Origin of the sequence: Sphingomonas sanguinis NBRC 13937, from assembly GCF_001591005.1 — a bacterium.
GTDB classification, from domain to species: Bacteria; Pseudomonadota; Alphaproteobacteria; order Sphingomonadales; family Sphingomonadaceae; genus Sphingomonas; species Sphingomonas sanguinis.
Window position 1 is genome coordinate 1 of record NZ_BCTY01000027.1, and the last position, 24,352, is coordinate 24,352.

The 24,352-nt window shown below is 67.5% G+C and carries 20 protein-coding genes; 11 read left to right on the forward strand and 9 right to left on the reverse strand.

Annotation, left to right across the window (positions count from 1 at the left end):
* Nucleotides 1–36 precede the first annotated feature (36 nt).
* Together SSA01S_RS11825 and SSA01S_RS11830 are read right to left on the reverse strand one after the other, a co-directional pair.
* On the reverse strand, nucleotides 37–1,038 hold the full coding sequence (locus SSA01S_RS11825) for an LLM class flavin-dependent oxidoreductase (RefSeq protein ID WP_061780505.1): 1,002 nt from the start codon (nucleotides 1,036–1,038) through the stop codon (nucleotides 37–39).
* 49 nt (nucleotides 1,039–1,087) lie between these two features.
* Nucleotides 1,088–3,325 (reverse strand): S8 family peptidase, encoded by a 2,238-nt coding sequence (locus SSA01S_RS11830; protein WP_061780506.1) that lies wholly within the window; start codon nucleotides 3,323–3,325, stop codon nucleotides 1,088–1,090.
* Nucleotides 3,326–3,553: 228 nt separating this feature from the next.
* Between SSA01S_RS11830 and SSA01S_RS11835 the strand changes: the two genes are divergently transcribed.
* Both SSA01S_RS11835 and dapD read left to right on the forward strand, forming a co-directional pair.
* Nucleotides 3,554–4,216: a pyrimidine 5'-nucleotidase gene (locus tag SSA01S_RS11835; RefSeq protein ID WP_061780542.1), complete on the forward strand. Its 663-nt coding sequence runs from the start codon at nucleotides 3,554–3,556 to the stop codon at nucleotides 4,214–4,216.
* 2 nt (nucleotides 4,217–4,218) lie between these two features.
* Complete coding sequence (gene dapD, locus SSA01S_RS11840) at nucleotides 4,219–5,046, forward strand: 2,3,4,5-tetrahydropyridine-2,6-dicarboxylate N-succinyltransferase (protein ID WP_061780507.1); 828 nt, start codon at nucleotides 4,219–4,221, stop codon at nucleotides 5,044–5,046.
* Nucleotides 5,047–5,183: 137 nt separating this feature from the next.
* Here dapD and SSA01S_RS11845 read toward each other — a convergent pair whose 3' ends face one another.
* Nucleotides 5,184–6,725, reverse strand: coding sequence for a glycine betaine ABC transporter substrate-binding protein (locus tag SSA01S_RS11845; protein WP_061780508.1), 1,542 nt, complete (start codon nucleotides 6,723–6,725; stop codon nucleotides 5,184–5,186).
* Nucleotides 6,722–7,465 carry an ATP-binding cassette domain-containing protein gene (locus SSA01S_RS11850; protein WP_061780509.1) on the reverse strand — a complete coding sequence of 248 codons (744 nt, stop codon included), beginning with the start codon at nucleotides 7,463–7,465 and terminating at the stop codon, nucleotides 6,722–6,724. The genes SSA01S_RS11845 and SSA01S_RS11850 overlap by 4 nt, the downstream gene beginning before the upstream one ends.
* A gap of 151 nt (nucleotides 7,466–7,616) precedes the next feature.
* Between SSA01S_RS11850 and glpX the strand changes: the two genes are divergently transcribed.
* Both glpX and SSA01S_RS11860 read left to right on the forward strand, forming a co-directional pair.
* Complete coding sequence (gene glpX, locus SSA01S_RS11855; protein WP_061780510.1) at nucleotides 7,617–8,579, forward strand: class II fructose-bisphosphatase; 963 nt, start codon at nucleotides 7,617–7,619, stop codon at nucleotides 8,577–8,579.
* Nucleotides 8,576–9,304 carry a CPBP family intramembrane glutamic endopeptidase gene (locus SSA01S_RS11860; protein ID WP_061780511.1) on the forward strand — a complete coding sequence of 243 codons (729 nt, stop codon included), beginning with the start codon at nucleotides 8,576–8,578 and terminating at the stop codon, nucleotides 9,302–9,304. Before glpX ends, SSA01S_RS11860 begins: the two co-directional genes overlap by 4 nt.
* Nucleotides 9,305–9,450: 146 nt before the next feature.
* On the opposite strand, the gene SSA01S_RS11865 is transcribed toward SSA01S_RS11860, so the two are convergent.
* Genes SSA01S_RS11865 through SSA01S_RS11880 form a run of 4 tightly spaced genes read right to left on the reverse strand, consistent with a single transcriptional unit; the run spans nucleotide 9,451 to nucleotide 13,241 of the window.
* On the reverse strand, nucleotides 9,451–10,212 hold the full coding sequence (locus SSA01S_RS11865; RefSeq protein ID WP_058715390.1) for an ABC transporter permease: 762 nt from the start codon (nucleotides 10,210–10,212) through the stop codon (nucleotides 9,451–9,453).
* A complete protein-coding gene (locus SSA01S_RS11870) occupies nucleotides 10,209–11,141 on the reverse strand; it encodes an ABC transporter ATP-binding protein (protein ID WP_061780512.1) in 933 nt (310 codons plus the stop codon). The genes SSA01S_RS11865 and SSA01S_RS11870 overlap by 4 nt, the downstream gene beginning before the upstream one ends.
* Before the next feature lie 46 nt (nucleotides 11,142–11,187).
* On the reverse strand, nucleotides 11,188–11,895 hold the full coding sequence (locus tag SSA01S_RS11875; protein WP_061780513.1) for a DsbA family protein: 708 nt from the start codon (nucleotides 11,893–11,895) through the stop codon (nucleotides 11,188–11,190).
* Nucleotides 11,895–13,241, reverse strand: coding sequence for a M48 family metalloprotease (locus SSA01S_RS11880; RefSeq protein WP_061780514.1), 1,347 nt, complete (start codon nucleotides 13,239–13,241; stop codon nucleotides 11,895–11,897). The genes SSA01S_RS11875 and SSA01S_RS11880 overlap by 1 nt, the downstream gene beginning before the upstream one ends.
* A 114-nt stretch (nucleotides 13,242–13,355) precedes the next feature.
* On the opposite strand from SSA01S_RS11880, the gene SSA01S_RS11885 reads away from it, so the two are divergent.
* On the forward strand, nucleotides 13,356–13,769 hold the full coding sequence (locus tag SSA01S_RS11885; protein ID WP_061780515.1) for a hypothetical protein: 414 nt from the start codon (nucleotides 13,356–13,358) through the stop codon (nucleotides 13,767–13,769).
* Nucleotides 13,770–14,003: 234 nt separating this feature from the next.
* On the opposite strand, the gene SSA01S_RS11890 is transcribed toward SSA01S_RS11885, so the two are convergent.
* Nucleotides 14,004–16,643 carry an Rne/Rng family ribonuclease gene (locus tag SSA01S_RS11890; protein ID WP_240954637.1) on the reverse strand — a complete coding sequence of 880 codons (2,640 nt, stop codon included), beginning with the start codon at nucleotides 16,641–16,643 and terminating at the stop codon, nucleotides 14,004–14,006.
* A 489-nt stretch (nucleotides 16,644–17,132) separates the two neighbouring features.
* Here SSA01S_RS11890 and SSA01S_RS11895 point away from each other — a divergent pair, with 489 nt between their 5' ends.
* The 6 genes from SSA01S_RS11895 to prfB all read left to right on the forward strand — a co-directional run bounded on the left by SSA01S_RS11895 (nucleotide 17,133) and on the right by prfB (nucleotide 24,348).
* Nucleotides 17,133–18,368, forward strand: a complete 1,236-nt coding sequence (locus SSA01S_RS11895) for an N-acetylmuramoyl-L-alanine amidase (RefSeq protein WP_061780516.1) — start codon at nucleotides 17,133–17,135, stop codon at nucleotides 18,366–18,368.
* A gap of 171 nt (nucleotides 18,369–18,539) precedes the next feature.
* Nucleotides 18,540–19,124, forward strand: coding sequence for a DUF805 domain-containing protein (locus SSA01S_RS11900; protein ID WP_061780517.1), 585 nt, complete (start codon nucleotides 18,540–18,542; stop codon nucleotides 19,122–19,124).
* Between the two features lie 69 nt (nucleotides 19,125–19,193).
* The gene (locus tag SSA01S_RS11905) at nucleotides 19,194–19,583 is read left to right on the forward strand and encodes a hypothetical protein (protein ID WP_061780518.1); all 390 of its coding nucleotides are present in this window, start codon (nucleotides 19,194–19,196) and stop codon (nucleotides 19,581–19,583) included.
* Between the two features lie 50 nt (nucleotides 19,584–19,633).
* Nucleotides 19,634–20,587 (forward strand): oxygen-dependent tRNA uridine(34) hydroxylase TrhO, encoded by a 954-nt coding sequence (trhO, locus tag SSA01S_RS11910; RefSeq protein ID WP_061780519.1) that lies wholly within the window; start codon nucleotides 19,634–19,636, stop codon nucleotides 20,585–20,587.
* A gap of 66 nt (nucleotides 20,588–20,653) precedes the next feature.
* Nucleotides 20,654–23,149 carry a penicillin-binding protein 1A gene (locus SSA01S_RS11915; protein WP_061780520.1) on the forward strand — a complete coding sequence of 832 codons (2,496 nt, stop codon included), beginning with the start codon at nucleotides 20,654–20,656 and terminating at the stop codon, nucleotides 23,147–23,149.
* Nucleotides 23,150–23,220: 71 nt separating this feature from the next.
* Entirely contained in the window at nucleotides 23,221–24,348 is a 1,128-nt protein-coding gene (gene prfB / locus SSA01S_RS11920; protein WP_061780521.1) for a peptide chain release factor 2, read from the forward strand.
* Nucleotides 24,349–24,352 lie beyond the last annotated feature (4 nt).

The following is a 24,352-nucleotide window of genomic DNA, read 5'->3' on the forward strand; positions in this document are numbered from 1 at the left end:
TTCGCGTCATCGCGGCTTCGCGTGAACCCAGACGGTTCAGGCCGCCACCATCCCCAGCGCGTCCATCGCCCGCGCTGCGATACCGATCGAGCGCTTGCGCGCCTCATGGTCGAAGATCGAGCTGACCACCATCACCTCATCGACCCTGGTCCGCTCGACGAAGGCGGCGAGCTGGCGCTCCACGGTCGCGGGCGAGCCGATCGCCGAACAGGACAGGACGTGGTCGAGGATCGCCGACCCCTGCGCGCCCAGGCTGTCGCGATAGCCGGGGACGGGTGGGGGCAGCTTGCCCGGGCGGCCGGTGCGCAGCGCGACAAAGGCCTGTTGCTGCGAGCTGGCGAGCAGTTCGGCGTCCGCATCGGTGTCGGCGGCGAAGACGTTAAAGCCCGCCATCGCATGAGGCTTGTCGAGCACCGCCGACGGCCGGAAGTCGCGGCGGTAGATGGCCAGCGCATCGTCCAGCGCATCGGGCGCGAAGTGCGACGCAAAGGCATAAGGCAGGCCCAAAGCGGCGGCGAGCTGCGCGCCATAAAGGCTCGACCCGAGAATCCACATTTGCGGACGCGCGCCCGCGCCCGGCGTGGCGACGATGCCCGTCTGGCCATCATCGGCGAAATAGCTTTGCAGCTCCATCACGTCGCGCGGGAAGGCGTTGGGGTCGCTGTCCAGCGTCCGGCGCAGCGCGCGCGCGACGCGCTGGTCCGACCCCGGCGCACGGCCGAGGCCCAGGTCGATACGCCCGGGGAACAGCGCGTCGAGCGTCCCGAACTGCTCGGCGATGGTCAGCGGCGCATGGTTGGGCAGCATGATGCCGCCCGCGCCGATGCGAATGGTCTTGGTCGCCTGCCCGACATGCGCCAGCACGACGGCGGTCGCGGCAGAGGCGATGCCCGCCATGCCGTGATGCTCGGCGGTCCAGTAACGCTGATAGCCGACCGCCTCGGCATGGGCGGCAAGGTCGGCGGCGTTCGCCAGCGCCTGGGCCACGGTGCCGCCTTCGATGACGGGCACCAGATCGAGCAGGGAATAACGTGTCATGCCAGAGAGATGGGGACGCCCATCTCCGCTCGCCAGCCAAATCCGGGTATCAGAAGGTCAAGCCATACTTCATCGCCACGCCGCGTTCGGGCGGCAGGGCCGCGATATGCCCCGGATCGCGCCGCCAGAAGAGATGCGTCGACAGCTCGCCTGCACCGACCATTACCCCGTGCCGTGCCTCGACCAGCAATTCGCGGCCTCCGGGGGCCAGCGACAGCCGGTCGGTGGTCCAGCCGTCGACCGACGAACGGGTATAATCCCAATGCGTCGGGAAACGCAGGTCGAGCCCGCCGCTGTCCACCCGCAGCGGCTGCGACACGCGCAGGTCGAACCGGTCGTGACCGAACAGGCCGTTCTTGCCCGCCTCGACCGACCAGGACCGGCTTTGCAACAGGCCGCCGCCCAGGTCGCCCTGCGCCCGCGTCCAACCGCTGCGCCAACGGGCGCCCAGGGTCCAGCCCCCCGAGTTCCGCCAGCGCGCGGCGGCATCAGCGAACCAGCTGACGCCCCGCGCCTGGCCCAGCGCACCGCCGAACCAGCCGCCCAGCACGGTCGAACGCTCCGCCAGCCGGGTCATGCCCAACGTCGCGGCGACATCGCCGATCCGCCGGTCGAGCGTCACCGCGCTCTGGTCGTAACGCGGTGGCGCGGTGCCGGGCATGGTGGCGGCGAAACGCCCGCTCTCGGCCATCACGCTCACGCCGATCCTGCCGACCATGTGCCGCATCGCGACCGAGGCGGTGGCGGCGCGGTCGACGCCGAAGCCCGGATCGGTCAGCAGAAAGGCCGCGCCCGCCTGTCCGGTCCAGCCCGCGACCATCGCATCGCCGCCGCTGGCGAAACCGACGCCGATGGCGGTGGCGGGGGTCAGGCTCTGGGTGACGCTGCCTGCGACGATTCGGCGGCCCGGTGCGGCTGCGTCGGCGGGCAGGGTAGAGCGCAGCCGTGCCTCGCTGGGCATCTGCATCGCACTGGTCAGCGCGACCGAGCGGGTGCCGTCGCTGACCACCGCGCCCTCGATCCGGCCGAGCAGCGCGGGCGATAGCATCGCGCGCGGCGATGCCCGGGCGATCGTGCCGGACAGGTCGAGCGTATAGGCGCGGGCATAACCGTCGAGCGCGACCAGCCCCACGCGCCCCGTCCGTGCATCGCCCATGGCGGGGGACAGTCGCGCATTGATGCCCATGGCGATCGCGTTGCCGGTCCCCGCCACGCTCATCGCGCCGACCGGCTGGAACGCGGCGGTCAGGTCCAGCGTGCCGCGCCCGTACACATCGTCGATACCGGTCGCACCGGTATCGCGCGCGGTGCGCAGCAACAGGTCGGCGATCTGCGCGCCGGTCAGGTTGGGAAAGGCCTGGGCGAGCAGGGCGGCCGCGCCGCTGATCTGGGGCGCGGCGAAGGACGTGCCCGACCAGAGATAGCGCGCGCCGGTCTCATCGGGGGCCTCCACCCGCTCGCCCAGCGCGCTGAGATAATGCGCGGCCGACTGTCCGGCGCGGTTGCTGAACGACGAGATGGTGCCCGTCTGTCCGACCGATCCGGCGATGATCACCTGTCCGCGCGCGACGGCGGCATCGTTGGCGATCTGCGCCATCAGCGTGGGGTTGGATTCGCTTTCGTTTCCGGCCGCGATCACGATGATCATGCCCGCCGCCGTCGCCCGTCCGATCGCGGCCAGCAGCGCGGCGGGCGGCGTGTCGTTGGAGCCCAGCGAGATGTTGACGATCCGCGCGCCCGCCACGCGGGCGGTGTCCAGTCCGCGCGCGATCGCGTCGGAGGAAAAGGAGCAGCTGCCGCCCAGCCCGTTGCCCGAGGTACTGCCGGTGCAACTGCCCGGCTGGTCGGCGCGCAGGATCAACAGCGTCGAGTCGAAGGCGACACCCTGTGCCAGGTCGCCACCCCGCCCGCCTGCGGCGGTGAAGGCGACGGCGGTGCCGTGCCCGTCCTCGTCGCCCGTGCCCCGCGAACCTGCGACATCGGCCGAGGCGCTGGACACCCGGCCGTTGAACAGGCCGGTGCGCGTGTCCAGACCCGAATCGATGATGCCCAGCGTGACGCCCGCGCCCGTCGCCCCGCGCTGATAGGCGGCCAGCGCGTTCATTGCCACCGCGCCCTTGGTCGCCCGGTATCCGGCGGTGTCGTAATTCTGGCTGGGCGTCGCGCTGCTCGTCGGAGAGGGCGTGGGCGTCGGGGTCGTTCCCGTGGAGGGCGGCGTCGGCGTCGACTGGATACCGCCGCCCGCCCCGCCACAGGCGCTCAGCGTGACACCGGCACAGGCCATCATCAGTCCGATACGGACGATGCGTCCCGCTCCCCCTGTCCCACGCCCGATCAACCCGTCCCCCTATCCCGCTTCTATCCTTGTCATAGAGGGGGTTGTGGCGGCTGCGAAAGCGCGATTTGATCAGGCTCTGACCGGCTTCGGGACGGTCGACCGATGGTAGAATCGGGGTGTGTGGGCCTGCTGCCCGGGCTTGCGACGGGCAGCCCCCGCGCCTACACGCTGGCCGCGATGCTGCCCGCTCTTGCCCATATCGACGCCTGGATCTTCGATCTGGACAATACGCTCTATCCGGCGAGCGCCAATCTGTTCGCGCATATCGACCGGCGCATGACCGCTTTCATCGGCGACCTGCTGGGCGTCGACCGCGACGAGGCGTTCCGCATCCAGAAGAGCTATTTCCACGCGCACGGCACCACGCTGGCCGGGCTGATGGCCGAGCATCAGGTCGATCCTGCCGCCTTTCTCGACTATGTCCACGATATCGAGATGGACGTGCTGGAAGAGGACGCGCCGCTCGCCGCCGCCATCGCGAAGCTGCCGGGGCGCAAGCTGGTCTTCACCAATGGCGACAAGCCCTATGCGTTGAAGGTGCTCGACCGGCTGGGCCTGGGCGGGCAGTTCGAGGCGGTGCACGACATCCATGCGATGGGCTTGGTGCCCAAGCCGCAGCCGTCCGCCTATGCGGGGCTCTGTTCGGCGTTCGACATCGATCCGACCCGCGCGATCTTCTTCGAGGACATGGCGCGCAACCTGGCACCGGCCAAGGCGATCGGGATGACGACCGTATGGGTCGACAACGGCTCCGAACAGGGGCCGGAGGGCGCCCGCGAGCATATCGATTACACCGTCCACGCGCTGACGCCGTGGCTGATCAGCATATTGGAGGAATGACCATGAGCCAGGACCTCGCCGCCACCATCGACGCCGCCTGGGACAACCGGGCCGAACTGACCTTCGCGACGCAAGGGTCGGAGCGGATCGCCGTCGACCGCGCGCTGGCGCTGCTCGACCGGGGCGAGGCGCGCGTCGCCGAGCCGGACGGGAAGGGCGGCTGGACCGTCAACCAGTGGCTGAAGAAGGCGGTCCTCCTGTCGTTCCGCCTGAACGACAATGTGCTGATCGACAATGGCCCGGGCGCAGGCCACTGGTTCGACAAGGTGCCGTCGAAGTTCAGCGGCTGGTCGGAAGCCGACTTCCGCGCCGCCGGTTTCCGCGCGGTCCCGGGCTCGGTCGTGCGGCGCGGCGCGCATGTCGCCAAGGGCGCGATCCTGATGCCGAGCTTCGTGAACATCGGCGCCTATGTCGGTGAGGGCACGATGGTCGACACCTGGGCGACGGTGGGCAGCTGCGCGCAGATCGGCAAGAACGTCCACCTGTCCGGCGGTGCCGGCATCGGCGGCGTGCTCGAGCCGCTGCAGGCCGATCCGGTCATCATCGAGGACGGCGCCTTCATTGGCGCGCGCGCCGAGGTAGCCGAGGGCGTGCGCGTCGGCGAGGGCGCGGTGCTGTCGATGGGTGTGTATCTGGGTGCCTCGACCAAGATCATCGACCGTGAGACGGGCGAAGTCTTCCGGGGCCATGTGCCGCCCTATTCGGTGGTGGTGCCCGGCACGACGCCATCGGTCGACGGCAAGCCGGGCCTCTACTGCGCGGTGATCGTCAAGCGCGTCGACGCACAGACCCGCTCGAAGACCAGCATCAACGACCTGCTGCGCGATTGATTCTTGGCACGCCCCTCCCGCAAGCGGGAGGGGATGGGGGAGGGCAGGGCCACGGGCGATGGTCTCTGCGAGATTCCGAGCCCTCCCCAAACCCCTCCCGTTTACGGGAGGGGCTTACAGTTCGTGGAACGGTATCCCTACAACCCCATCCGTTTCGCCAGCCACCGCGCGGCGGCCTCCGGGCTTTCCTTCGCCGCATCGTCGCGGTCCACCCGGTAGTTTGCCTCGCGCATCGCCTCGACCGGAATCCGGTTCAGCATCGGCCGTAACGCCGCCACGAACTTGGCATCCCCCGCGCGATCCTTCGCCAGCAACAGCACCGCGTCATACCCCGGGATCGCCCGCTTCGGATCGCTCAGCACCGTCAGCTTGTCCGCCGCGATCCGCCCGTCGGAGGAAAAGGCCGAGATCACATCCGCCCGTCCGCTGCCCAGCGCCCGGTACATGAAGGTCGGACTGTAGGGCGTCATGCCGGCGAACCGCAGGCCATAGGCATCACGCACCGCCGCCCATTCGGGTCGGTCGAGAAACTCTAAGTCGCTGCCCAGCTTCAATCGCGGTGCGACCTGCGCCAGATCGGTGAGCGACGTTACGCCCAGTCGCCGCGCCAGCGGTGCCTTCATCGCAAAGGCATAGGCATTCTCGAACCCCAGCGGCCCCAGCATCGCCACGTCGCGCGTCGCCGCCCAATCCTTGAGCGCAGCCAGCATCGCCGCGCGAGGCGGGGAGTCATGCCGGTGCATCGCGGTGGTCCACAGCGTGCCCGCATAATCGACATAGACATCGACCCGGCCCCCGGCCGTCGCCTCGAACGCCACGGTCGAGCCCAGCCCGTCGCGGTAACTGACATCGTAACCCGCTTGGCTGAGCCGGTCGCCGATCAGGCGCGCGAGGATATATTGCTCGGAAAAATTCTTCGCGCCGATCACCACCTGCGGCCGCGCCTCGCCGCCGCGTGGCCAGAGCGGCTGCGTCGCCAGCGCACAGCCCAGCGCCAGTGCGACCAGCCCACCGATCCACAGGGCCTTCCGCCGCGTCGCCAGCCCGCGCTCGATCAGCCCGATCAGCGCATCGACCGTGAGCGCCAGCAGGGCGGCGGCGAAACAGCCCGCCAGCACCAGCGCCCAGGCCTGGGTCTGGAGCCCGGCGAAGATCAGGTCGCCCAGGCTCGGCTGGCCCACCGTCGTCGATAGCGTGGCCGCGCCGATCGTCCAGACCGCCGCCGTGCGGATGCCCGCCGCCAGCACCGGCGCGACCAGCGGTGCCTCGACCAGCCGCAGCTTTTGGGTCCGCGTCATGCCCACCGCATCGGCGGCCTGAAGGACGGCCGGGTCGAGGCCCAGCAGTCCCGTCACCCCGTTCCGCAGGATCGGCAGCAGCGCATAAAGCGTCAGCGCCAGCAGCGAGGGCAGGAAGCCCAAAGCCGGTATCCCACCTCCGACCCATCCCGACAGGGTGAGCAGCACCGGATAGAAGAGCGCCAGCAGCGCCAACGCCGGAATCGTCTGGATCAGGCTCGCGCATCCCAGCGCCACCCGCGACAAGCCCGGCCGCCGCGCGCAGGCAAAGGCCAGCGGCACCGCGATGACGATGCCGAGCAGCAGCGCAGCCATGCTGACCAGCACATGCTGGGCGAGCAGCGGCGGTACGCGGGCAAGGGCGTCGAGGAAGGCGCTCACCGGGCCAGCGCCGCCAGCCGCTCGGCCTGATGCCGGGGGACCGCCATCAGTGCCTGCGCGGCCTCACCGCCTTGCCCCGCGACCAGTTCGGCGGGGGTGGCATCGGCGACGATCCGTCCTGCTTCCATCACCAGTACACGGCTGGCAGTCAGCAGCGCTTCGGCCATGTCGTGCGTGACCAGCAGCGTGGTCAGGCCCAGCCGCTCGTGCAGTTCGACCAGCCGCCCCGCCACCGCATCGCGGGTGACCGGATCGAGCGCGCCCAGCGCCTCGTCGAGCAGCAGGATCGGCGGTTCGGTGGCGAGCGCACGGGCGATGGCCACCCGCTGGCGCTGGCCGCCCGACAGCGCCTCCGGCATCCGCTCGGCGACGTCGCGCGGCAGGTCGACCAGATCGAGGAGCTCGGCCACCCTACCTCCGACCTCTCGCCCGGCGATGCGCAGCCCGATCGCGATGTTCGCTGCGACCGTCATGTGCGGGAACAGGCCGTGTTGTTGAAAGACATAGCCGATCCGGCGGCGCAGTTCGTGAGCGGGCTCGGCGGTGATGTCCTGGCCGTCGATCAGGACACGGCCCTGATCGGGCTGTTCCAGCCGGTTGATCATGCGCAGCAGGGTCGATTTGCCCGAGCCCGATGCGCCGACCAGCGCGACGAAGTGGCCCTTTGCGATGGTCAGCGACACATCCTCCACCGCCGCGACCGTGGCATAGCGGCGGCTTATGCGATCGAGCGCGATCATGGGAACGTCGTGATTCACGCGTCCCCAACGCCGGATGGTCGCATTCCGCCTCACACCGTCATGTTTCGGGGCTATGCCTTGTCCGCGCCAGAGGATAAGGCGCGTAAAACACGTTCAACAAGGCGGCCGAAATGACCGCCAGGAGAGTAAGATGACCCAGACCGCCAGCCAGGTTCTCGACCGCGTCCTCGTCCTCGAAATGGTACGCGTGACCGAGGCGGCGGCGATCGCGGCCTCCACACTGGTCGGGCGCGGTGACGAGAAGGCGGCGGACGCGGCTGCGGTCGAGGCGATGCGCGCCGCGCTCAACGAACTCGACATGGACGGCACCGTGGTGATCGGCGAGGGTGAGCGCGACGAAGCTCCGATGCTGTTCATCGGCGAGAAGGTTGGCACCGGCAATGGGCCCGAGATCGACATCGCGCTCGATCCGCTGGAGGGCACGACGATCTGCGCCAAGGCGGGGCCGAACAGCCTGGCGGTGCTGGCGATCGCGGAAAAGGGCCATCTGCTGAACGCGCCCGACGTCTATATGGACAAGATCGCGGTCGGCCCGGGCTATCCGGCGGGTGTGATCGACCTGAATCGCAGCCCCAGCGACAATATCCGCGCCATCGCCGAGGCCAAGGGGGTGAAGCCCGGCGATATCACCGTCTGCGTGCTCGACCGGCCGCGGCACGAGGCGCTGATCGCCGAGTTGCGGGCGCTGGGTTGCGGCGTGGTGCTGATCGGCGACGGCGACGTGGCGGGGGTGATCGCCACCACCGACCCGGAGACGACGATCGACGCCTATATGGGGTCGGGCGGTGCGCCGGAGGGCGTGCTGGCCTGTGCCGCGCTGCGTTGCGTGGGCGGGCAGTTCAAGGGGCGGCTGCTGTTCCGCAACGATGCCGAGCGGGCCCGCGCGCACAAATGGGGCGTGACCGACCTCGACAAGCAATATGACCTGACCGAGTTGGCGCAGGGCGACTGTATCTTCGCCGCGACCGGGGTGACCGACGGCTCGCTGCTGGCGGGGGTGAAGCGCCATGCGAAGGTGATGACTACCGAGAGCGTCGTGATGCGCGCCTCGTCGGGCACGGTCCGCTGGGTGAAGGGGCAGCATCGCCTGTGATCCCGGCGCCGGTCCTTGCCGGGCTTCTGCTGCTCGCCGCGCTGGGGGGCGTGTGGTGGTTCCAGAAGGGCGATCTGGGTGAGTATCGACGCTTCTGCGCGCTGGACGACAGCCATTCGCGCCGGATGCGGTTCCGGCTTTGGCTGGCCCGGTCGGCGCTGGCGTTTCTGTTGCCGGTGCTGGTCGGGCTGGCGCTGCTCGGCCGGGTGGGGGCCTGGGCGGTGATGCCGGGCGAGTTCGCGGCGGCGGCGGGCGTGATGCCGTCGATCTTCGACGATGATGGCGCGCTGTCGTCGTTGCTGATCGGTGGTGCTACGGGTGGGCTGGTCGCCGGGGCGCTGATCGCCCGTTTTCGGCGGCGCAAGCCGATCGGCAATGTTTCGGCGCTGCTGCCACGCGAGCGGCGCGAGGTGAAATATGCGCTGGCGCTGAGCGTGACGGCCGGGGTGACCGAGGAGGCGTTCTTCCGCCTCTATCTGCCGCTGCTGGTCGCGATGCTGACCGGGCAGGCGTGGATCGGCTTTGCCGCGTCGCTGATCCTGTTCGGGGCGATGCACCGTTATCAGGGCTGGGCCGGGGTACTGGCCACCACCGCGCTGGGGGCGGTGATGACCGGCCTTTACCTGATGACTGGCAGCCTGTGGGTGGTGATGCTGGTCCACACGCTGGTCGACGTAAACGGGCTGGTCGTCCTGCCGTTGACCAATGGGGTGCTCAAGAAGTGATCTCTTTCCCCGGCGAAGGCCGGGGCCCAGTTCCTGCAAATCCGCGTGTGCCGAGACGTTGAGGGGGAGGCAGATGCCCGACATCCTAGATAGCGCACTGCAACTGGGCCCCGGCCTTCGCCGGGGAGTCGGGCGTAAAGAAGACGTCAGTTCTTCAGTCGCCAGCCGGTGCGGAAGATCCAGCCGATCCAGGCCAGGCACGCCAGCAGGAACAGCGCCGTCACGCCCAGGCTGACCCCCGGCGTCACGTCCGAGGTGCCGAAGAAGGTCCAGCGGAAGCCGTTGATCAGATACACGACCGGGTTGAACAGCGTCACCGTCCGCCACGGCTCGGGCAGGATCTTCACCGAGTAGAAGGCACCGCCCAGAAAGGTGAGGGGGGTGACGATCAGCAGCGGGATCACCTGCAACTGTTCGAACCCCCGCGCCCAGATGCCGATCGCGAAGCCAAACAGCGAGAAGGTGGTCGCGACCAGCAACAGGTAGAAGACCATCGCGACCGGGTGCAGGATCGACAGGTCGACGAACAGATAGGCGGTGGCGAGGATGACGAGCCCGATCACCATCGACTTGCTCGCCGCGGCGCCGACATAGCCGAGCACCGTCTCGATCGGCGACAGCGGTGCGGACAATATCTCGTACATGGTCCCGGTGAATTTGGGCATGTAGATGCCCAGGCTGGCGTTCAGGATGCTCTCCGAGAAGATGGAGAGCAGCATGAGGCCCGGCACGATGAACGCACCATAGGGCACGCCCGAGACCTGGTTCATCGCCGATCCGATCGCGGTGCCGAACACCACGAAATAGAGCGTCGTGGTGATGACCGGCACCATCAGGCTGGTCCACACCGTCCGCCGGAACCGCGCCATCTCGAAACGATAGATCGACCAGATGCCATGCAGGTTCATGCGCGTGTCCCCTCGACCAGATCGACGAAGATATCCTCCAGCGAGGATTTATAGGTTTCCAGATCGTTGAACCCGATATCCAGATCGCCCAGCTTGCGCAGCAGCGAGGGGATGCCGGTCCGCTCCGCGCGCGCGTCAAAGATGTAGCGCAGGCGCTTGCCCTCATCCTCCAGCGACAGGTTCCATTCGGCCAGTTCGGACGGGATCGTCGCCATCGGCTCGGCCAGGGTCAGCACCATCTCGCGCTTGCCGAGCTTCTTCATCATCTCGGCCTTTTCCTCGACCAGGAGCAGCTGGCCCTTGGCGATCACGCCCACCCGATCGGCCATCTCCTCGGCCTCCTCGATATAGTGCGTGGTCAGGATGATGGTGACGCCCCGCTCGCGCAAGGCATGGACCAGTTTCCACATGTCGCGGCGCAGCTCGACATCGACACCCGCCGTCGGTTCGTCGAGGAAGAGGAGATCGGGTTCGTGGGACAGCGCCTTGGCGATCAGCACGCGGCGCTTCATGCCGCCCGACAGTTCCATCAGCTTGGCATGACGCTTGTCCCACAGCGACAGGTCGCGCAGCACCTGTTCGATATAGGCCGGGTTGGGCGCACGACCGAACAGGCCCCGGCTGAAATTCACCGTGTCGATGACCCGCTCGAACATGTCCACGGACAGTTCCTGCGGCACCAGCCCGACCTTGCGCCGCGCGGTCTTATAGTCGCGCAGGGCGTCATGCCCGTCGACCCGGATGGTCCCGGCCGAGGGCGTGACGATGCCGCACACGATCGAGATCAGCGTCGTTTTCCCTGCGCCATTCGGCCCCAGCAACGCGAAGATTTCGCCGCGCCGGATGGTCAGGTCGACCGGCTGAAGCGCGGTGACGCCGCCCTTATAGGTCTTCGTCACGCCCTCGACGGACAGGATCGGGTCGGTCATGCGGCAGTCCCCCGTATTTGGCCCCCGTAGGAAGACCGCCGCTTTATCAACCGTTTCGGGCGGCGGCGATGGCCTTTTGCAACTCTTCGAGCGGCAACGCACCCGACAGGATACGGTTGCCGACGATCCAGCTGGGCGTACCGGTCAGGCCCAGCCGCCCGGCGGCTTCCAGGTTGCGGCGGATTTCGGCATCGGCCTGGGGCTGGAACGCCGCCATCTTGCTGATGTCGACGCCCGCCTTGGCGGCGGCGGCGGCGATGGTCGCGTCGCTGACCGGACCGCCCGCATACAGCGCGTCGTGGAAGGCGGCGAACTTGCCCTGCGAGGCGGCGAGCAGGCTGGCGCGCGCCGCCGCCTTGCTCGACGGCGCCAGGATCGGCAGCTCGCGATAGACGATACGCAGCTTGGGATCGGCCTGGGTCAGTTGCTTGAGCAGGGGCAGGCTGGCGCGGCAATAGCCGCAATTATAGTCGTAGAATTCGACCAGCGTGACATCGCCCTTGGGGTTGCCGGTATAGGCATTGCCGAACGGCTTGGTCAGGTCGCCGCCGATCGCCGCCACCGCCTTGCCCTGTTCGCGATCCTGCAACCGCTGCATGGCCTCGGGGATCACTTCCGGGTGGCCGAGCAGATAGGCGCGCACGCTGTCGCCCGATGCGCCGCCGGGCGTGACCATCGGGGCCAGCGCCAGCGCGGTGCCGCCGCCGACCAGGCCGCCCAGGACCGCGACGGCGGCCAATGTTTTCATGCCCATTAGCGGTGCTTCTTCTTCTTGGAACTGGCGGAGTCGGCAGAGGTCATGGCGATATCCTGCGCCCGAATCCATTCGGACGTATTGGGGGTGAGATTGGCCATCGCATAGCGGGCACTCTGGATGGCGGTACGGTCGTCGCCCATCATGCTCGCCCGCTCGGCGGTGGCGAGCGCGGCGCGTGGCGTGTCGCCCAGCTGTTCATAGGCGGTGCCCAGTTGGACCCAGGCAAAGGGATTGTCCTCGTCGCGCTGGACCGCGACCTTCAAGATCTTCACCGCCTCGGGCAGGTTGCGCTTATCCTCGGTCGCGATCAGCGCATGGCCGAAGGTGGTGGCGATCAGCGCGTTCTGGCCCGACCCCATGGTCGCGGCGCGTAAAGGCGCGAGCGCCTCCTGCGGCTTGCCCGACTCGAGCAGGATCTGCCCCTCGATCTCCTGGAAATACGGGTCCTTGGGATCGCGCGCGATCAGGGCAGCGGCCTCCGCCTCGGCTTTGTCGGGATAGCCGCCCTTATGATAGGCATAGGCGCGCGCGTAATGCGCGTACACGCTCTGGTCGCTGTCGGGATATTTGTTGAGCGTCTGCTCGGGCGGCGAGACATAGCCGAGCAGCTTGGCCTTCACGCGCAGAAAGCGTTCCTGGAGCTTGGCGTCGACCGGCTTGTTCCACGCGGGCGAGGCCTTCAGATCGTCGGTCAGCGACTGGATACGCACCGCCGACAGTGGATGGGTCTGCGCGAACGGATCGATGTTCGTATAGCCGTAGCGATATTCCTGGTTCTGCAGCTTCTTGAAGAAGCTCAGCATGCCCTTGCCGGTGACCCCGGCGGTGGTCAGATAGCGGGCGCCCGCCGCGTCGGCGGCCGATTCCTGGTTGCGACTGAACGCCAGGACGTTGCTCATCGCCGCCTGCTGGCCCGCTGCCATCATGCCCATGCCCGCCGCGCCGCCACCCAGGGCCACGGTGGCCAGCCCCAGCACCATCGACAGCAGCTGCATCTTCATCGCAGGCTTCATGGCCTGTTCGCTCAGCACCACATGGCCGTCGGCGATATGGCCCAGCTCGTGCGCGACGACGCCTTGCACCTCGTTCACATTCTCAGCCGCCTGGAGCAGGCCCGAATGGACATAGACGATCTGCCCGCCCGCGACGAAGGCGTTGATCGAATCGTCGTTGATCAGGACGATCTTCACATCGTGCGGATTTAGCCCAGCCGCCTTGATGATTGGCGCGGACATGTCGGCGAACAGCGCCTCGGTCTCTGCATCGCGCAGGATCGACTGCGCGGCGGCCGGCTGCGCCCAGAGGACGGCCGTGGCGGCGAAGGCTGCGATCAGACGCTTCATGATACCTCTATCGTCGGGTCGGCTTCGCGACACAACCGGCTTTGCAGTTCAGGACAGGATGGGCAGGCTGTGCCACGACATGGCTGAACGCCGGGCGAACGGGAGGGGGCGCACATGATGATGGGGACGTTCGACAGGCCGCCGGTGTTCCCGATGCCGGACCTGCCGCGCTGCGTGGTGCCGGGCGAAGGGCCGGTGGTCGGCCGGATGGTGGATCTGCCCCCCTCGGTACGGGCCGCATTGGTGGGCAGCGTCGGGCACCCCATTGCTGAGGCGGGCGGCCCATTCAATCCGTCCGATATCGTGCGCGATGGAACGCCCCGTTCGCGCTTCCTGCGGGCCTATCGCGTGCGCGATCGCTGGATCGTGTGGATCGAACAGGGCGGAATTGGGCATGGCTTTCGCGTGTTGGCCTTTCGCGATGGAGCGCATCGCACAAGCGTGGGCCTGCCGGTCTCCCATAAGCCCGGACAGAGCCTGTGTGCGGCATCGCGGGTGCTCGTGGCGGATCGTCGCAAGAGCGGCTGAGCTTCATTCGCCCCGTTCCGGCGACCGCGTTCCTGGGCGGTGAGGGGCATGATGGTCGAAGCCGGTAAACCTCTTGGGCGGTGACACCCCTCCGTCCGACCTGACGGCCTGCCATCTCCCCTGCCAGGGGAGGAACGGGGCGGAGCGGGCTATCCACGAGATTATTCCCGAAAACGCAAAACGCCCTCCTTCCGCTGGGGAAGGAGGGCGTTCTCACATCGGCTGTAACGGGTGTCAGGCGCCGAAGGTGCGCTGCCACCAGCCGCGACGCGGGGTTTCGGTCGAGCCGCTTTCCTCGGTCGCTTCCTCCGCAGGGGCGGGTTCGGCGGCGGGGGTTTCCTCGACGACCGGCTCTGCCGCTGCCTTCGGCGCGGGCTTCTTGCGAACGCGCTTGGGCTTGGCCGGAGCTTCCGCCTCGGCTTCGGCCGCAGGGGTTGCTTCCTCGGCGGCCGGTTCGGCGACGACCTTCGGTGCGGCCTTCTTGCGAACGCGCTTCGGCTTGGCCGGAGCCTCGGCCTCAACTGCAGGAGCTTCGGCAGCGGGCGCTTCCTCGGTCACCGGCGTCTCGACCGTCTCGGTCACGACCGGCGCGGCCTTGCGAGCGCGCGGACGGCGGCGGGTCTTGGGCGCTTCGGCTTCGGCTTCGACCTCGGCGATGACCAGCGGTGTGGTGACCGGCGCGGCGTCGCCCGCCTCGATCGGTTCGGCGATGGTCAGCGGCTCATCCGCCGCGTCGTCCGAAGCGTCCTCGGCCGCAGCCTCGATCGCGTCGTTCGTGCCGCCCTCGTTCCGGCGACCGCCACGGCGACCGCGACGTCCGCGACGGCGGCGACCGCCTTCGCGCGGCTCCGATTCGGTCGCGTCGACCGGCTCGGCGGCCTCGTCCTCAGCTTGCTCGTCGGCGTCCTCGGCGTCCGCCTCTTCGGCGTGCTCGGCATGGTCCTCGCCTTCGCCATGCTCGCCCTCGGCACCACCACGGTTGCGGCGGCCACGGCGGCGACGACGGCGCTTGCGGCCACCACCTTCGCCTTCTTCGCGCGACTCGCGGGGAGCAGCGGCTTCGGTCGCGGCCTCTTCGGCCTCTTCCTCGTCCTCTTCTTCCTCGATCTCGTCGATCAGATCGTCCTCATCCTCCTCGACGGGCAGCAGCATGTCGATCTTGGGCGCATAGGCGGGCGGCGGGCCCGAGGCCTCGACGGTCATGCGCGCCCCCTCTTCCTCGCGGTCGGGGATGATCTCGACGGTCACGCCATAGCGATCTTCGATCTCGGCGATGTCGGCACGCTTGCGGTTCAGGACGTAGACGGCCGCTTCCTGGCTGGCGCGCAGCGTCAGGATCGAGCCGCGACCGCGTGCGGCCTCGTCCTCGATCAGGCGTAGCGCCGACAGGCCCGACGACGAAGCGGTGCGGACCAGGCCGGTGCCCTCGCAATGCGGGCAGGGGCGGGTGGACGCTTCCAGAACGCCGGTGCGCAGGCGCTGGCGGCTCATTTCCATCAGGCCGAAGGACGAGATGCGGCCGACCTGGATGCGGGCGCGATCGTTCTTCAGCGCCTCCTTCATCGCCTTCTCGACCTTCCGGACATTGGAGTTGTTGTCCATGTCGATGAAGTCGATGACGACGAGGCCCGCCATGTCGCGCAGACGCAGCTGGCGCGCGATTTCCTGCGCGGCTTCCAGGTTGGTCGCGGTCGCGGTCTGCTCGATATTATGCTCGCGGGTCGAACGGCCCGAGTTAATGTCGATCGATACGAGCGCTTCGGTCGGGTTGATGACCAGATAGCCGCCCGACTTCAGCTGGACCACCGGATTGTACATCGCGGCCAGCTGGTCCTCGACATGCGCGCGCTGGAACAGCGGCACGGCATCGGCATATTGCTTCACCCGGCGGGCGTGCGCAGGCATCAGCAGGCGCATGAAGTCCTTCGCCTGGCGATAGCCTTCCTCGCCCTCGACGATCACTTCCTCGATCTCGCGATTATAGATGTCGCGGATCGCGCGCTTGATCAGGTCGCTGTCGCCATAGATCAGCGCAGGCGCCGACGAGTGCAGCGTCTTTTCGCGGATGCCGTCCCACAGGCGGGCGAGATAGTCGAAGTCGCGCTTGATCTCGGTCTTGGTCCGCTGAAGACCCGCGGTGCGGACGATGCAGCCCATGGTAGAGGGCAGCTGCATGTCGGCCATGATCGACTTCAGCCGCTTGCGGTCGGCCGCGTTCGAGATCTTCCGGCTGATGCCGCCGCCATGCGACGTGTTGGGCATCAGCACGCAGTAGCGGCCCGCCAGCGACAGGTACGTGGTCAGCGCCGCGCCCTTGTTGCCGCGCTCTTCCTTGACGATCTGGACCAGCAGCACCTGGCGGCGATGGATGACGTCCTGGATCTTGTAGCGACGGCGCAGATTCTGGCGACGCTGGCGCAGCGCCTCGACCTGGTCGTCGTTGACGGTCGACTTGCGCGGGCGCGGCGCGGCCTCGCCATCCTCGTCGTCATGATGGTCGTCGGCGTGGTCGTCATGATCGTCGCCGTCGTGATCGTCATCATCCTCGGCGTCGAGCTCGGCGCGCAGCGCGGCCTCTTCGGCAGCGTGTTCGGCCTCTTCGCGGAGCAGGGCTTCGCGATCTTCCTTCGGGATCTGGTAATAGTCGGGATGGATTTCCGAAAAGGCCAGGAAGCCGTGACGGTTGCCGCCGTAATCGACGAACGCCGCCTGCAGCGACGGTTCGACGCGGGTCACCTTGGCGAGGTAGATATTGCCCTTGAGCTGCTTGCGCTCGGCCGACTCGAAGTCGAATTCCTCGATCCGGTTACCCTTGACGACGGCCACCCGGGTCTCTTCCCGGTGGCGTGCGTCGATCAGCATACGCGTGGTCATTATGAAGTCTCCACGCGCGCGCCGGGCCCAGTGGCAGCCGTCGCGCGCGGTAAATAGGATGGGCGGCGGCGCGGGGCGCCGGTCCGCTGGAAATAACGGAAAGCGTGCCGCTCTCAGCCGCAGCACCGGCAACGGGGCCGGTGCGGACCCACGACACCGCGATCCCACCGGCAAAGGCCGGTCGGTCAGCGGGGTGGATCATATGCGTCATGCGAGCGTCAACCTGGTTGGCCCGGGCGCGAATGGTGTCGCAGTCCCGTTCCTTGGAAGTGGCCCCGCCCCGATCGGTTGGGAGAGGTTGATCGGGGCCGGGGTCCGCTGTTGTGCTAGCATCATCGGAACGTTTGCGCAACAGGCGGAAAACTGCCGATTTCGTCGGCAAAAAAATGCCGAATTTTGTGTTAACCAATGGCTGAAAGCCCTGCGTCAGCTAGCGGCTTCTATCCCGGACCCGTCGATCGGAAGATCGCCAAAAAGGGTTTGGGTACGATGGCTTTTCGCTGGACCAGCGGCAGGCCGGCACGGCATATCCCCCGTGTCGTGCTGATGCTGTTCGCTTTTCTGTTCGGGCTGTTCGCGCCGGTCAGTGCGCTGGCCGCGACGGTGCAGAGGGTCGTGGTGCGCGGTGCGCAACTGATCATCCGCTTCGATTCGCCCGTGAAGCGCGCGCGCAGCGTCATGCTGAACGAGCCGCGCCGCGTGGCGATCGACGTGACCGGCGCGTCGCCCGGCTCCAGCACGGTCCGCCAGGGCACGGTGCGCGGCCTGACCCAGACGCTGGTCAAGCCCGGCGTCACCCGCTTGACCTTCTCGCTGGCGCAGGATGCGACGATCTTCGACGGCGGATTCGACGATGACGCGCGGCAGCTCTCGCTGACGCTGAAGCCGGTGCGCCGGGGCTATACCCAGGCGAGCTTTGCGGGCGGGCTCGACTTCTTTCCATTCCATTTCCAGCGCAAGCCCGCCTATACCCTGACCGTCCCCGTGCCGAGCCCCGCGCGCGCCCTGCCGCTGCCGCGCGTGAAGGGGGCGGACAACCGTCCGCTGGTGGTGATCGATGCGGGTCATGGCGGCGTCGACCCCGGCGCGATCAACCCGGTCACGGGCCTGCGCGAAAAGGATGTGACGCTGGCCATCGCCAAGGCGATCCGCGACACGCTGGTCGCCAGCGGCCGGGTGCGCGCCGCGCTGACCCGCGAGGACGATCGCTATATCCTCCACCGCGAGCGTTACGGCATCGCGCGGCGGCTGCACGCCGACCTGTTCATCTCGATCCACTGCGACAGTGCGGGCGCGGGCGAGGCACGGGGGGCCACCGCCTATACCCTGTCCGACGTCGCCTCCGACAAGGAAGCCGCACGGCTGGCCGCGCGCGAGAACAAGGCGGACGTGATCGCGGGCGTCGATCTGGGCGGCAACAGCGACGTCTCGACGATCCTGATCGACCTGACCCAGCGCGAGACGATGAATGACTCGGCCAGCTTCGCGCGCCTGCTGGGTCGCGAGGCACAGCCGCTGATCCCGGTCAAGCCGGTCTTCCACCGCATGGCCTCGCTGATGGTGCTGAAGGCCCCCGACATGCCGTCGATCCTGTTCGAGACGGGCTATATCTCGAACATGCAGGACGCGGCGTTCCTGAGCAGCAAGGACGGCCAGGAGCGGATTGCGAAAGCGGTATTGCAGGCGGTCGAGGTGCATTTCGCGCGACGGATGGCGTCGCGGTAGGGGAGGTGAACAACGTCCTGACGGTGATGTTCCGCACGCGTCTTTCCATCGCATTTTGTCGATTATTGCCTTAGAAAGTTGCTGGCGGATTAGCTGTTGACCGTCCGGTAGTCGTCGACAATATTGGCGCCTGCGGCCAAGTTGTCGTGCGATCGGTGTCGAGGAGAGGCGATGTCGAACCGGCAGAAAACCGAAATTCTCGGCAGACTTGGGTGGTCTTTCTCCACCAAAGGCAGGACTGGTCCTATCCGCTTCATGGCGGTGACGCTCGCTATGGTCGTCGTCGTCAGCTTGGTCGTCTGGGGCTTTGTGGCTCTTAACGCGGCGACCTACCCGATACTCGGCGCATTGGCGGGCGGGGCGCTCGCCAAGCTGTTCGCCGAAGCAGGGCGCCGATGTCATGATCTGGGGCGCAGGGCGATGCTTGGCGCGGTAGTCCTTATCGGTGCGCTGGGCGCAGTCCTTTCTATTCTCTCGCTCCTGATCGTGGGTGCGGCGGCCATCGGCATTGGCGTGGTCGTCGCGCTTGTGTTCGTGATCACGTTTCTCCGCCCGGGGCAGTCCGGCGCGAATTCCCATGGCGCGCCGCCACCGGGGCCATTGCAGGTCAGCAGGCCGGACGCCGGGCCAATGGATCGTGGCAGTTTGGTCTGGGCGGGCTTATCGATCCTGGGCTGTGCTGCGATGGGCCTGGCCATCCAGACGACGACCGATAGCATTCGTGCCGATCGCGAAAGTCGCTATGCCTTTCGATAGGGTCGCCCGCTGTCGTAAGGGTGATGGAGGGATGACGGCTGAGCCGTCGACTCAAGGGGACCGGCATCTATGGTCTTTAGTCGCACCGTCCTTGTCCTGGTGGTCGGCCTCGCAGCCTGTGGGCAGGGTGCTGTCCAGGTCGATGTGTCCGGCACGGCGCAGGACGTGCGGTTCGCCGCCATCACTGCGGAGGACGGGGGCAAGGCGTGTGTGGAACGCCTGAGTGTGACGCCTTCGGAACCCGAAGCTGCCGACCCGGTGTGGCAGGTCACGGCCGTCGATCCGACCCGGTGTATCGCGACGCTGCGTTATGGTGAGCCGACCGATCGCTTCGCTCAAGCCCGACCGGCCACGCCGCTTCGCCGTGGCATATCCTATCGCGTACGGGTATCCGGTGCAGGTTTTAGCGTAGTTCGGGACTTTCGCATCACACCGAACGCGGTGGTCATGCAGGACTGAACGACGCGCATGTCTGGCCGTACCCGACGGATCGGCGTAATGGCAGCCGGATGATCCGTGTCTGTGCTCTTTACCGTTTCGCATCCTTCCCCGATCCCGCCTTACTCCGCGAGCCGCTGCTCGCCGTCGCCGAGGCGAACGGCATTCGCGGCACGCTCCTACTCGCCAACGAGGGGATTAACGGCACGGTGGCGGGTCGCCATGACGCGATCGAGGCGCTGCTAGACCATATCCGCACGCTACCCGGTTGCGCCGACCTGGACTATAAGGACTCGACCGCCGAGGTGATGCCGTTCCACCGGATGAAGGTGCGGCTGAAGCGCGAGATCGTGTCGATGGGCGTGGACGGCATCGACCCGACCCGTGAAGTCGGGACCTATGTCGCGGGCGAGGCATGGAATGCGCTGATCGCCGATCCCGACACGCTGCTGATCGACACGCGCAACGATTATGAGGTGGCGATCGGCACGTTCGACGGCGCGGTCGATCCGGGGACCAAGAGCTTCCGCGACTTTCCGAACTGGTTCCGCGAGCATCGCGACGAACTGATGGCGGGCAAGTCGAAGGTCGCGATGTTCTGTACCGGTGGCATACGCTGCGAAAAGGCGACGGCGTTCCTGAAGGCGGAAGGGGTGGCGGACGTCTTCCACCTCGACGGCGGCATCCTGAAATATCTGGAGACGATGCCGGAGGAACAGAGTCGCTGGAACGGCGAATGCTTCGTCTTCGATGCGCGCGTGGCGGTGGGGCATGGGCTGGCGCCGGGGAGCCACGGGCTGTGCCATGGCTGCCGGATGCCGGTCGGGCCGGAGGAGCGTGCCTCGCCGCTCTATGTCGAGGGGGTGAGCTGCCCCGCCTGCCACGGCACGCGCGACGCGGAGCGGCTGGCCGCCTATGCCGAGCGGCACCGGCAGGAGCGGCTGGCGGCGGCGCGCGGAGAGGCGCATGTCGGCGCGCGCTTCCCCGTGCAGGACGAAAGCCGCGACGAACCGCGCGAGCCCTGACGCGCAAACCATCCCCAGGCGGGTGGCAAGCCGGGGCGAACCTGCTACACGAGCCTTCGCAACGTCATGGCCCTCACACCCTCCACCTCGCCCGATACCCCCGAAACGCCGCGTCGTCCGCTCTGGCGCCGCTGGTGGGTCCGGCTGTTCGCTGCGCTCGCGCTGCTGCTGGCGATCGCGGCGGGCGTGTTCTGGTTCGTCTTCATGCGCGACCTGCCCTCCGTCGATGCGCTTAAGGCCTATGAGCCGCCCTTGCCCACCCATGTGCGCGGCAATGACGGCACGCCGATCCAATCCTATGCGCGCGAACGCCGGGTCGAACTGTCGTTCAACGAATATCCGCCGCTGCTCGTCCGCGCCTTCCTGGCGGCCGAGGACAAGAGCTTCTTCGAGCATGGCGGCGTCGATTATCCGGGCCTGGCGGGCGCGGTCCTCGACTATGCTAAGAAATGGGGCACCGGGCGGCGCGCGCGCGGCGGATCGACCATCACCCAGCAGGTCGCCAAGAACCTGCTGATCGGCGATGCCTATTCGCCCACCCGCAAGGTCAAGGAGGCGATCCTCGCCTATAAGATCGAGGATACGCTGACCAAGCAGCAGATCCTGGAGCTGTATCTCAACCAGATCGCGCTGGGGCGCAATGCCTTTGGTGTCGAGGCGGCGGCCCATGCCTATTTCGACAAGGAACTGAACGAGCTGACGCTCGGCCAGATGGCCTATCTGGCGCTGCTGCCCAAGGGGCCCGCCAATTACGACCCCATCCGCCATCCCGACCGCGCGCTGGAGCGCCGGGCCTATGTGCTGCGCGAGATGCTGGCGAACAACTTCATCACCCGCGCGCAATATGACGCGGCGATGGCCGAGCCGCTGGGCACGGTGCTGCGCCGCACGCCCAAATATGCACAGGTGGGCGGCTATTTCGTCGAGGAGCTGCGCCGCCAGCTGATCAAGCGCTACGGCGAAAAGGCGGAGAGCGGGCCGAACAGCGTTTATGACGGCGGCCTGTGGGTGCGCAGCTCGCTCGACACGCGGCTGCAGGATCTGGCGGCCGAAGCCTTGCGGGATGGCCTGGTCCGGTTCGAGGGCGGGCGCGGTTGGTCCGGGCCGATCCGGCACGAGGATATCGACGGCGACAATTGGCAGCAGGCGCTGCTCAACACCAATATCGGGCTCGACTATCGCGACTGGCGCGCCGGCATCGTCACCGCCAAGGACGCGGGCGAGGCGACGATCGGCTTCGCCAATGGCCGCACCGGCATCCTGCCGCGTGGGTTGGCCCAGATGCCGCGCCGGGGCACGGCGGCCACCGCGTTCAGCGCGCTGAAGGTCGGCGACATCATCGCCGTCTCGCCGGAGGGAAGCCAGTTCGCGCTTCGCTCGGTCCCGCGCATCTCGGGTGGCTTCGTGGTCGAGGAGCCCGCGACGGGCCGCGTGCTGGCGATGCAGGGCGGCTTCGACGCCCGGCTTCAGGCGTTCAACCGCGCGACCCAGGCCGAGCGTCAGCCGGGCTCGACGATCAAGCCGATCGTCTATTCCGCCGCGCTCGACCATGGCATGACGCCCGCCTCGATCATCGTCGACGGGCCCTTCTGTATCGACCAGGGCGCGGGGCTGGGCACCAAATGCTTCCGTAACTTCGGCAATTCCGCCGGAGCGGGGCCCCACACCATGCGCTGGGGCATCGAGCAGTCGCGCAACCTGATGACGGTGCGCACGGCATCGACCGTCGGCATGAAGAATGTCGTGGCGATGATCAAGCAGATGGGGATCGGCGATTTCCCGCCCTATCTCGCCTATGCGCTGGGCGCGGGCGAGACGACGGTGAGCCAGATGGTCAACGCCTATGCGATCCTGGCCAATAACGGGCGCGGCGGCGACCCGACGCTGATCGACTTCGTGCAGGACCGGCATGGCAAGGTGATCTGGCCGGAGAACTGGCACGCCTGCGACCGGTGCAATGCCGCCGATTATGACGGCAAGCCGATGCCCCGCCCGATCAGTCGCCAGCGCCAGGTGATGGACGCGATGACTGCGTACCAGATGGTCCACATTACCGAGGGCGTGGTCCAGCGCGGCACGGCCACAGGCCTGCGCGACCTGAACCGGCCGATGTTCGGCAAGACCGGCACCAATAACGGCCCGACCGATGTCTGGTTCGTCGGCGGTACGCCGCAATTCGTCGGCGGCCTCTATATCGGCTATGACACGCCGCGCTCGCTGGGCGGCTATGCGCAAGGTGGGACGATCGCGGTGCCGATCTTCCACCAGTTCGCCCAAAAGGCCTATGAGGGGCTGGACAAGCTGCCCTTCCGCGCCGCCTCCGGCATCCGCATGGTGCGCATTGACCGGGCGAGCGGACGGCCGGTCTATGGCACCTTTCCGACTGGCGACGATCCCAAGCCCGCCGTGATCTGGGAAGCGTTCAAGCCGGAAAGCGAGCCACGCCGCCGCGCCCGCCGTGCCGAGGCGGCGAGCCCAGCGCCCGCGACGCCCGCCGGTCCGGCCAAGCCCGCGGCCCCACGCGACAGCGATTTCTTGCAAAGGGAAGGCGGAATCTACTAGCCCGCTTTCCAGATTGAATTTTTCCTTGGCCCCGCCGGGCGGAGGCACGACCGAATTTTTGGAGAATCCCCATGCGCGCTGAAGCGCAGGCTCATGTCGATACGATCAACGAAGCCCTGGAGCTGCTGCGCCGCTTCCTCGACTGGGACCGCGCGCTGCGGCGTCTGGACGAGCTGAACGCGCGCGTCGAGGACCAGGCGCTGTGGAACGATCCCAAGCAGGCCCAGGCCGTGATGCGCGAGCGTCGCCGCCTGGACGAGGCCATCACCGCCACCCGCGCCATCGAGAACGAGCTGTCGGGCACGGTCGAGCTGATCGAGCTGGCCGAGATGGAGGGCGACGAGGAGCTGGAGAAGGAGGCCGTCACCAGCCTGGGCGACCTGGCCAAGCGGGCCGAGGCCGACAAGGTCAAGGCACTGCTGGCCGGGGAAGCCGACGCCAACGACACCTATCTCGAAATCAACGCGGGCGCGGGCGGCACCGAAAGCCAGGACTGGGCCGGGATGCTCCAGCGCATGTACACGCGCTGGGCCGAGCGGCACGGCATGAAGGTCGAACTGATCGACTATCATGCGGGCGAGCAGGCCGGGATCAAGTCGGCGACCCTGCTGGTCAAGGGCGAGAATGCGTACGGCTATGCCAAGGTCGAATCGGGCGTGCACCGGCTGGTGCGGATCAGCCCCTACGACTCGGCCGCGCGTCGCCACACCAGCTTTTCGTCCGTGTGGGTCTATCCGGTGATCGACGACAATATCGAGGTCGAGATCAACGAGAGCGAGCTGCGCATCGATACTTATCGCGCCAGCGGTGCAGGTGGTCAGCACATCAACACCACCGACTCGGCGGTGCGTATCACCCACTTGCCCACCGGCATCGTGGTGCAGTGCCAGAACCAGCGCTCGCAGCATAAGAACAAGGCCGAGGCCTATAACCAGCTGCGCGCCCGCCTGTACGAGCGCGAACTGGCCGAGCGTGAGGCGGCGGCCAATGCGCAGAATGCGACCAAGACCGATATCGGCTGGGGCCACCAGATCCGCTCCTATGTCCTCCAGCCCTATCAGCTGGTGAAGGACCTGCGCACCGGGGTCACCTCGACCGCGCCGGGCGATGTGCTGGACGGCGATCTCGACGCCTTCATGGCCGCGGCCTTGTCGCAGCGCGTGACCGGTGAAGCGGTCGCCGTGGAAGATGTCGATTAAGATG

Bases quoted from the DNA above. Each gene is read 5' to 3' on its own strand.
- SSA01S_RS11865 (WP_058715390.1), bottom strand. From the start codon at position 10,212: ATGAACCTGCATGGCATCTGGTCGATCTATCGTTTCGAGATGGCGCGG.
- SSA01S_RS11825 (WP_061780505.1), bottom strand. From the start codon at position 1,038: ATGACACGTTATTCCCTGCTCGATCTGGTGCCCGTCATCGAAGGCGGC.
- SSA01S_RS11890 (WP_240954637.1), bottom strand. From the start codon at position 16,643: ATGACCACGCGTATGCTGATCGACGCACGCCACCGGGAAGAGACCCGG.
- SSA01S_RS11905 (WP_061780518.1), top strand. From the start codon at position 19,194: ATGGTCTTTAGTCGCACCGTCCTTGTCCTGGTGGTCGGCCTCGCAGCC.
- SSA01S_RS11870 (WP_061780512.1), bottom strand. From the start codon at position 11,141: ATGACCGACCCGATCCTGTCCGTCGAGGGCGTGACGAAGACCTATAAG.
- glpX (WP_061780510.1), top strand. From the start codon at position 7,617: ATGACCCAGACCGCCAGCCAGGTTCTCGACCGCGTCCTCGTCCTCGAA.
- SSA01S_RS11875 (WP_061780513.1), bottom strand. From the start codon at position 11,895: ATGGGCATGAAAACATTGGCCGCCGTCGCGGTCCTGGGCGGCCTGGTC.
- SSA01S_RS11835 (WP_061780542.1), top strand. From the start codon at position 3,554: ATGCTGCCCGCTCTTGCCCATATCGACGCCTGGATCTTCGATCTGGAC.
- SSA01S_RS11900 (WP_061780517.1), top strand. From the start codon at position 18,540: ATGTCGAACCGGCAGAAAACCGAAATTCTCGGCAGACTTGGGTGGTCT.
- SSA01S_RS11830 (WP_061780506.1), bottom strand. From the start codon at position 3,325: ATGATGGCCTGTGCCGGTGTCACGCTGAGCGCCTGTGGCGGGGCGGGC.
- SSA01S_RS11915 (WP_061780520.1), top strand. From the start codon at position 20,654: ATGGCCCTCACACCCTCCACCTCGCCCGATACCCCCGAAACGCCGCGT.
- SSA01S_RS11880 (WP_061780514.1), bottom strand. From the start codon at position 13,241: ATGAAGCGTCTGATCGCAGCCTTCGCCGCCACGGCCGTCCTCTGGGCG.
- prfB (WP_061780521.1), top strand. From the start codon at position 23,221: ATGCGCGCTGAAGCGCAGGCTCATGTCGATACGATCAACGAAGCCCTG.
- dapD (WP_061780507.1), top strand. From the start codon at position 4,219: ATGAGCCAGGACCTCGCCGCCACCATCGACGCCGCCTGGGACAACCGG.
- SSA01S_RS11850 (WP_061780509.1), bottom strand. From the start codon at position 7,465: ATGATCGCGCTCGATCGCATAAGCCGCCGCTATGCCACGGTCGCGGCG.
- SSA01S_RS11895 (WP_061780516.1), top strand. From the start codon at position 17,133: ATGGCTTTTCGCTGGACCAGCGGCAGGCCGGCACGGCATATCCCCCGT.
- SSA01S_RS11885 (WP_061780515.1), top strand. From the start codon at position 13,356: ATGATGATGGGGACGTTCGACAGGCCGCCGGTGTTCCCGATGCCGGAC.
- trhO (WP_061780519.1), top strand. From the start codon at position 19,634: ATGATCCGTGTCTGTGCTCTTTACCGTTTCGCATCCTTCCCCGATCCC.